This is a genomic window from Candidatus Dadabacteria bacterium (assembly GCA_026706695.1).
Classification (GTDB): domain Bacteria; phylum Desulfobacterota_D; class UBA1144; order Nemesobacterales; family Nemesobacteraceae; genus Nemesobacter.
The window spans coordinates 1-6,983 of record JAPOYE010000009.1 but is presented as its reverse complement, the minus strand read 5'-3'; the positions used below and the strand labels follow the sequence as shown (position 1 = coordinate 6,983).

Genomic DNA, 6,983 nt, shown 5'->3' with positions numbered 1-6,983 from the left:
CCGCCTGCGCAAGATCCAGAGCGACGGGCGGAAATGGATATCCGAGCTTGAGGGGCGGGAGAGGGAGAGAACGGGGATAGCCAACCTAAAGATCGGGTACAACAGGGTGTTCGGCTACTACATCGAGGTTACGAAGTCCAAGCTTTCTTCGGTGCCCGAGGATTACTCAAGAAGACAGACCCTTTCGGGAAGCGAACGCTTCATCTCGCCCGAGCTCAAGAAATACGAAGAGCAGATACTCACCGCGGCGGAGCGCATAACCGAGCTTGAGGCCTCGCTTTTCGAGGAGGTGCGAAGGCGTGCGGCCGCGGAGTCCCCGCGCGTAAAGGCAACGGCGGCCGTGGTCGCGGAGACGGATGTTTTCTGCTCCATGGGAGAGATCGCGTCGCGCTACGGTTACTGCAGGCCCGAATTTGTGCCGCACCCCAAAATCGAACTCAGAGACTCCCGCCATCCAGTGGTCGAGAGGATAGGACTCGAGAGAGGGTTTGTCCCGAACGACGTCACCCTTGATTCGGAGGACAAGCGCTTCATGATCATCACGGGGCCCAACATGTCAGGCAAATCGACCCTCATAAGGCAGGTGGCGCTCATATCGCTGATGGCCCAGATGGGAAGCTTCGTTCCGGCCCGGGCGGCAAGGCTCGGGATAGTCGACCGTGTTTTCTCAAGGGTGGGGGCGTCGGATAATCTCACCGCGGGCCGGTCGACCTTCATGGTCGAGATGGTCGAGACCGCGCACATACTGCGAAACGCCACCCCGAGGAGCCTCGTCATACTCGATGAGATCGGGCGGGGGACGAGCACCTTTGACGGGATGAGCATAGCGTGGGCGGTTTCGGAGTATCTCTACGACCAGGGCCCAATTACCCTTTTCGCCACCCACTACCACGAGCTGTCGAACCTCGCGGACGTAAAGCCCGGGGTCACCAACTCAAACGTGGCGGTAAAGGAGGAGGAAGGGGAGATACTGTTTCTCAGAAAGCTCGTCCCTGGAGCTACGAGCCACAGCTACGGCATACAGGTGGCCCGGCTTGCCGGTGTTCCCGCGAAGGTTCTTAACTCCGCGAGGAAGGTTCTTTTTTCCCTTGAGAAGTTCAAGGCCGGGCTTTCTGAGTCGATGCTTGGCGGGCAGCTTCTTTTATTCGACGCGGAAACGGATCGGGAATCCGAGGCCGCCTATCGGAAGGAAGAGCTTCTCGCGGAGGACCTCGTGGCCCTTGATCCCATGAACATGACCCCCATGGAGGCGCTTTCGAAGCTGGTCGAGCTTTCTGAGAAGGCGAAGAAATGAGACCAGCGGTTATAAAATCATCTTTTCCATCTATGAAGGTAGAAGCAAATATTATGAAAGTCACTTCCGGTATCTTTTTATATCATGTTGCGCTTGCCGGGTTATTAGAAAACACTGTTTATTATTCAAGAAGTCTCTGAGTTTCCCTGCCCCTTGGGGTCTTAACCGACGGGCAGAAACTTAAAAGGTTGCGTCTATGTTTTACTGCAATGCATGCTGAAATGAAATCAACTCGAAACCACCGCTTTTCCACATGCTCGAAAAAAAGAGTGGACAAGGCGGGAACCAACTTCAGAAATCGCAGGGACAACGAAGAGGATACAGAAGTTCTGGAAAATTGGCGGGCTTCGCACAGGCAGGTTCTGAATACGTTTCAGACACTTCTTAGAAACCGTGCTAGGCACTCAGAAGGGGAGATTATGGTTGTCCAGAGACACAAGCGAAAAGATACTATTATTGACAAGTTGAGGAGGCACCCAAAGATGAAGCTTTCCCAGATGAACGACATAGCGGGATGCAGGGTAATTTTCGAGAATGCAGAGGTCTTGTATGAGTTCCGCGAGAATCTCCACAATTCAAAACTCAGTCATGATTTGAAAAACGACCCGGATAAGTATGACTACATAAAATCCCCGAAAAATGACGGATACAGAGGTGTGCATGATGTCTATTCTTACAACAGCAATTCGCGGTACACGGGGTTGCTGGTTGAAATTCAGTACCGGACGCTCGTTCAACATTCTTGGGCAACCGCAGTTGAGGTTATGGGATTCGTTACGGATAACAATTTGAAATTCGGACAGGGAGACAAACGGTGGCTTGAGATTTTCCGTTTCGCAAGCGAAATACTGGCGAGGGTTTTTGAAGGCAGGAAGTCATGTCTGGGAAATCTCGGCGATAATGAAATCGTCGAGGGGTTTGACAGGCTGAATTCAGAAATCGGGTTTGTAGAGAAGCTGAGACTTCTTGATGTGATACGGGAGGATGTATCAGAAGCAAAAAATATCATTCTCATGTTTGATGATGAAGAACGCAGATTGTCCAAGTGGGATTTCCCAAGCGCTCCCAAAGCTTTGCGGAAGCTTGCTGAACTGGAACGGGAAAACCCGGGGAAAAACATCGTGTTTGTAAGGGGCGACAAGGGAGAAGATATAAGAGAGGCTTTTAAAAATTACTTTTCAGACACGGAGGATTTTATTTACAGAATTCTTGAAGGATATTCCTTGCTCTCTGACAAGCCGACAGAATCCGATTCGGGTGTCTGGGTAAAATGGCCATTGATGGATGTGGATTCTGAAATAAATGAACACCAATTCCGATTTAAAATGAACATATGAGTTCTCTGTTTTCAATCGAAACCACCGTTTACTTTCAGACGGAATATGCGCTGTCAAGTAATTACAATGCGATTGTCACTGCTGTCCCAACGTTTTGAGCCAAATGTTTCGTAACTAACTGATTCCAAGCATTAAGTCGGCAATAATAGGCGGTGCCGACTTGAAGTGCCAAAACCAACTCCAGATGATATTTGTACTCACCTGCATGCAAGGAGGCAAATATCATGTATACCGGCAAACAAATCTTCTCTCAAATAATGGACTACATTCCGTGGACCACATTCCGAAGATGCGTACAACGTTATAACGGTGACCATAAAGTCATATCGTTTTATTGTGCAGAGCAATATCGCTGTATGGCTTTCGCACAACTCACCCACAGAGAAAGCCTCCGAGACATTGAAATCACGCTTCGTGCCCACAAATCAAAACTCTATCACATGGGAATCAAGAACCCCGTATCACGCAACACTCTCGCTAACGCGAACAAGGTGCGTGACTGGCGTATCTATGCTGATTTCGCACAAGGCCTCATTCGTAAAGCTCGCTCCCTCTATCACGATGATGACCTCGGTCTTGATATCAAAAACACCGTCTACGCTCTGGACTCCTCCACAATAGACCTCTGCCTTGCCTTGTTTCCGTGGGCGCGTTTCCGAAAAACAAAATCAGCCGTGAAACTACACACGCTGCTTGACCTGCGTGGCTATATCCCTGCCTTTATTCACATCTCCGATGGCAAACTCCATGACGTCAATATCCTTGACCAACTTGTCCCGGAACCCGGCGCCTTCTATGTTATGGATAGAGCCTGCCTTGACTTTGTCCGTCTGCGCTATCTTCATCAGTCTCTGTGTTTCTTTGTTCTACGAACCAAGAAAAACACCAAGTGCCGCCGCCTCTACTCCCATCCGGTTGACCGCTCAACAGGGCTTATCTGCGATCAGACAATCAAACTCAGTGGCTACAATAGCATCAGAGATTTCCCCGAATCTCTTCGACGCGTAAAGTACAGAGACAAAGAACGAAACAAGACGCTCACCTTTATCACAAACAACTTCTCTCTGCCTGCCATGACCATTGCCGATCTTTACCGCAGTCGCTGGCACATCGAACTGTTCTTCAAGTGGATAAAACAGCACCTGCGAATCAAGAGTTTCCATGGTGAGTCGGAAAATGCTGTAAAGACCCAGATATGGATTGCGGTTTCGGTATATGTGCTTATTGCAATCATTAAGAAAAGGCTTGATCTTGAGGCAAGTCTCTACACAATTCTACAGACTTTGAGCCTGACTCTGTTTGAAAAAATCCCGTTAAATCAACTACTTACGAAAGGGCTGGATTTGTCTCCAGACTCGGTGTACCATAACCAACTGGAATTGTTTGATTAAACGTTGGGACAGTAATGTGCGATTGTATAAGGAGGAACTGCAATGAGAGCTAAATTGATATCTATCGGCAACTCCAAGGGAATCCGTATTCCTTCGTCTGTTATCAGGCAGTGTGGTCTCGGCGACGAACTGGAGATGCGTGTAGCAAACGGGGGCATCATGCTTGAGCCTGTGCGGAGAGTGCGCCATGACTGGGGCGTTGCATTTGAAGAAATGGCAAACGCAGACGACGACATGCCGCTTGTTCCCGATGCTTTTGAGGGTGAATTCGACGCCGAAGGCTGGACATGGTAGGGATACGAATCTGGTGTTTGTGGGTACTTGGTCTTTACGGAGCCAGGACATGGAAAAAAACATCTGGGGGTACGTTCGGTAATCAATACCAGGAGTCTGAATGATCTTTCGGCCTACGAGTCAATTCTTGTCACCGTTGAGGGACGCAGTATAATCAACCCAACATGACTTCACTCTCTCGTAGCACTCATTTATGGGGCTAATAATTCGGGGGCAGTTACGAAATAATTAATGTTTTGTGTTAGTCTTATAGTGCTGTTTGGGCAAAAATTAAGAAAAAATTCGGAAATAAAGACATCATGATAAATCTCAAAAGAGTAACACTCCATAAATATAAATGCATAGAAAACGATCAATCATTTGAAGTCGATAAGGACATCACAGTACTTGTTGGAATGAATGAGTCTGGGAAAACTGCAATATTGGAAGCATTAGCAAAAACAAATTACTTTGAAAAAGATAAGAAGTTCATCTTTAATGCGACTCATGATTATCCCCGCAGAGAAAAAAAGAAAATGGAAAAAGATGGGGAAAGAGCTAAAGCAATAACTTGTGAGTTCGAAATCAGCACCGACTTACTTTCAAAAATTTCTGAAGATGTTGGTACAGGAGTATTCGAGCAAAATATTATTAGAAAGGAAACTTATTATTTAGGAAAGGATATAGTTAGCGGCATTACATCTGATTATAAAAAGTTTCTAAAACAAAAAACGAACGCATTAGGAATTTCCAGTACAACCCTTAATGATAAATTGTATAAGGTCTCTAGTGAGGAAGAACTGAACAAACTGATAGAAGGCTACAAAGACGATACCATAAAAACATCTTTAGAATCCTTACGCAAATATTATGAAAATAAATGGGGATGGAGAAATAGCTGTCTGAGTGAATATATTTACAGGCAACATATTTCCCCTAATCTTCCAAAGTATCTCTACTATGATGAATACTATGCACTCCCATCAAGAATTTGTATTGAAGAGCTAGAAAATTCTCAATTAGACGAAGACCAGTCAAAAACAGCCAAAGCACTTTTTGAATTAGCTCAGATCAAAATAAGTGAACTGGTTCAAGCAGATGATTTTGAAGACTTCAAAGCGGAGTTAGAAGCTACCCAAACAATCATAACGGAAGAATTATTTGAGTTTTGGTCAGCTAATAAAAACTTAGATATTCAATTTGATATAGACAAGAAAGAAGAAAAGGATCATCAAGGTAATGTCACCATAGTTAAACATATTTTAGACATTAGAGTCAGAAACAACAGAACAAAAGTTTCTCTACCACTTAAAAATAGAAGCAGAGGATTCAACTGGTTTTTTTCATTCTTGGTTTGGTTTAAGAAAATACAAGAAGATAGAAGCTCCAATTATATTATTTTGCTTGACGAACCAGGTTTAAATTTACACGCATCGGCTCAAGCAGATTTGTTGAAATTTATCGAAACGCTGTCTGAAGATTATCAAATCATTTATACAACTCATTCTCCATTCATGGTGGATTCACAACGCCTAGAGAGAGTGCGCACTGTTCTAGAAACAGAGAATGGATCGGTCATATCGACCAGCATACAAGAAAAAGACCCAAATACACTATTTCCTCTTCAAGCTGCGTTAGGTTATGACATTGCCCAGAACCTATACATTTCAAGAAACAATCTCTTGGTAGAAGGTGTTTCCGATCTTATTTATTTAGAAATTATGTCTGGTATTCTCCAGCAAAATGATAGAACGGGATTAAGTAAAGAAATTACTGTAATACCCGTTGGAGGAATGGAGAAGGTGGCGACATTTGTATCTCTTCTGAGAGGAAACAAGCTTGACATAGCTTGTTTGCTTGATTCTAACATAGACAGATCCAGCAAATCACATATAGAAAATCTTGCCCGTGAAAAACTCATTCAAGAGAAGAGAGTTATTTTCTTTGACAAATTTGTACAGGCAAAAGAAGCTGATATTGAAGACCTGTTCGAAAAGGAAGAATATCTAAAAATATTTAACTCGGCATTTCATGAGCATGAAGATATATCCGCAGGTGATTTGAACAGTGGTATCCCCCGTATAGTTCTCCAAATAAACAAATTCCTTAATCTTCCAAGGTATAATCACTATCGTCCTGCAAATTTTTTGGCACGTTCTGGAGCAGAATCTAAAGATTTTTCTGATAACACACTCAATAGATTTGAGGATATGTTTAAGTTGATTAATTCTCTTTTTTAAAAAATCGGACCACTTCTCTGTTTACTTATGGCACGTTCCGAAACATAGAAGAGCACATATAAGTTAAGAATGACTGAAAAGAAATAAGGAATGAAAGAAAAAGATTGGTCAACAGCAAGTCAGGACAAACCTCCTGTTTTATGGAATGGGGCCACTAAGACATTCTCTATCTTTTTAAGTGGTTTAGAGGATTTTATGGGAAAGGAGAACATAGAAGCGGAATGGTCTCCGAAGATTACGTACGTGGTTCGCATTAGGGAAGCAGGCACTGAAGACTGGAGCTTTGGATTTGAAACGCCTTTGACCGGGTGTGGTTTTGAAGATTTGAAGCCGAACACCGAATACGAGTTAGAGATTCGATCCAAGAACGAGCACGGAAAGAGCAAACCGGCTTTAATCAAGTTTCGCACTGGAAGTCAGGGCGCTGCAGGCATCTGACTCCCCGGCA

General features: G+C 44.6%; 6 protein-coding genes. All 6 read left to right on the top strand.

Going from position 1 to position 6,983, the window contains the following annotated elements:
• Positions 1-1,294, top strand: a 1,294-nt coding sequence (mutS, locus tag OXG10_00435) for a DNA mismatch repair protein MutS (protein MCY3825841.1), incomplete at its 5' end; no start/stop codon positions are given.
• Positions 1,295-1,515: 221 nt separating this feature from the next.
• On the top strand, positions 1,516-2,631 hold the full coding sequence (locus OXG10_00430) for a RelA/SpoT domain-containing protein (protein MCY3825840.1): 1,116 nt from the start codon (positions 1,516-1,518) through the stop codon (positions 2,629-2,631).
• Positions 2,632-2,855: 224 nt separating this feature from the next.
• Positions 2,856-4,022, top strand: coding sequence for an IS4 family transposase (locus OXG10_00425; GenBank protein MCY3825839.1), 1,167 nt, complete (start codon positions 2,856-2,858; stop codon positions 4,020-4,022).
• Positions 4,023-4,064: 42 nt separating this feature from the next.
• Positions 4,065-4,316: an AbrB/MazE/SpoVT family DNA-binding domain-containing protein gene (locus tag OXG10_00420; protein ID MCY3825838.1), complete on the top strand. Its 252-nt coding sequence runs from the start codon at positions 4,065-4,067 to the stop codon at positions 4,314-4,316.
• A gap of 299 nt (positions 4,317-4,615) precedes the next feature.
• The gene (locus OXG10_00415; protein ID MCY3825837.1) at positions 4,616-6,535 is read left to right on the top strand and encodes an AAA family ATPase; all 1,920 of its coding nucleotides are present in this window, start codon (positions 4,616-4,618) and stop codon (positions 6,533-6,535) included.
• A gap of 90 nt (positions 6,536-6,625) precedes the next feature.
• Positions 6,626-6,973, top strand: coding sequence for a fibronectin type III domain-containing protein (locus OXG10_00410; GenBank protein MCY3825836.1), 348 nt, complete (start codon positions 6,626-6,628; stop codon positions 6,971-6,973).
• The last annotated feature ends 10 nt before the right edge of the window (positions 6,974-6,983 follow it).

What these genes read in the sequence shown, in the direction of transcription:
- OXG10_00430 (MCY3825840.1), top strand. Translation starts at nt 1,516, where the DNA reads ATGAAATCAACTCGAAACCACCGCTTTTCCACATGCTCGAAAAAAAGA.
- OXG10_00425 (MCY3825839.1), top strand. Translation starts at nt 2,856, where the DNA reads ATGTATACCGGCAAACAAATCTTCTCTCAAATAATGGACTACATTCCG.
- OXG10_00420 (MCY3825838.1), top strand. Translation starts at nt 4,065, where the DNA reads ATGAGAGCTAAATTGATATCTATCGGCAACTCCAAGGGAATCCGTATT.
- OXG10_00415 (MCY3825837.1), top strand. Translation starts at nt 4,616, where the DNA reads ATGATAAATCTCAAAAGAGTAACACTCCATAAATATAAATGCATAGAA.
- OXG10_00410 (MCY3825836.1), top strand. Translation starts at nt 6,626, where the DNA reads ATGAAAGAAAAAGATTGGTCAACAGCAAGTCAGGACAAACCTCCTGTT.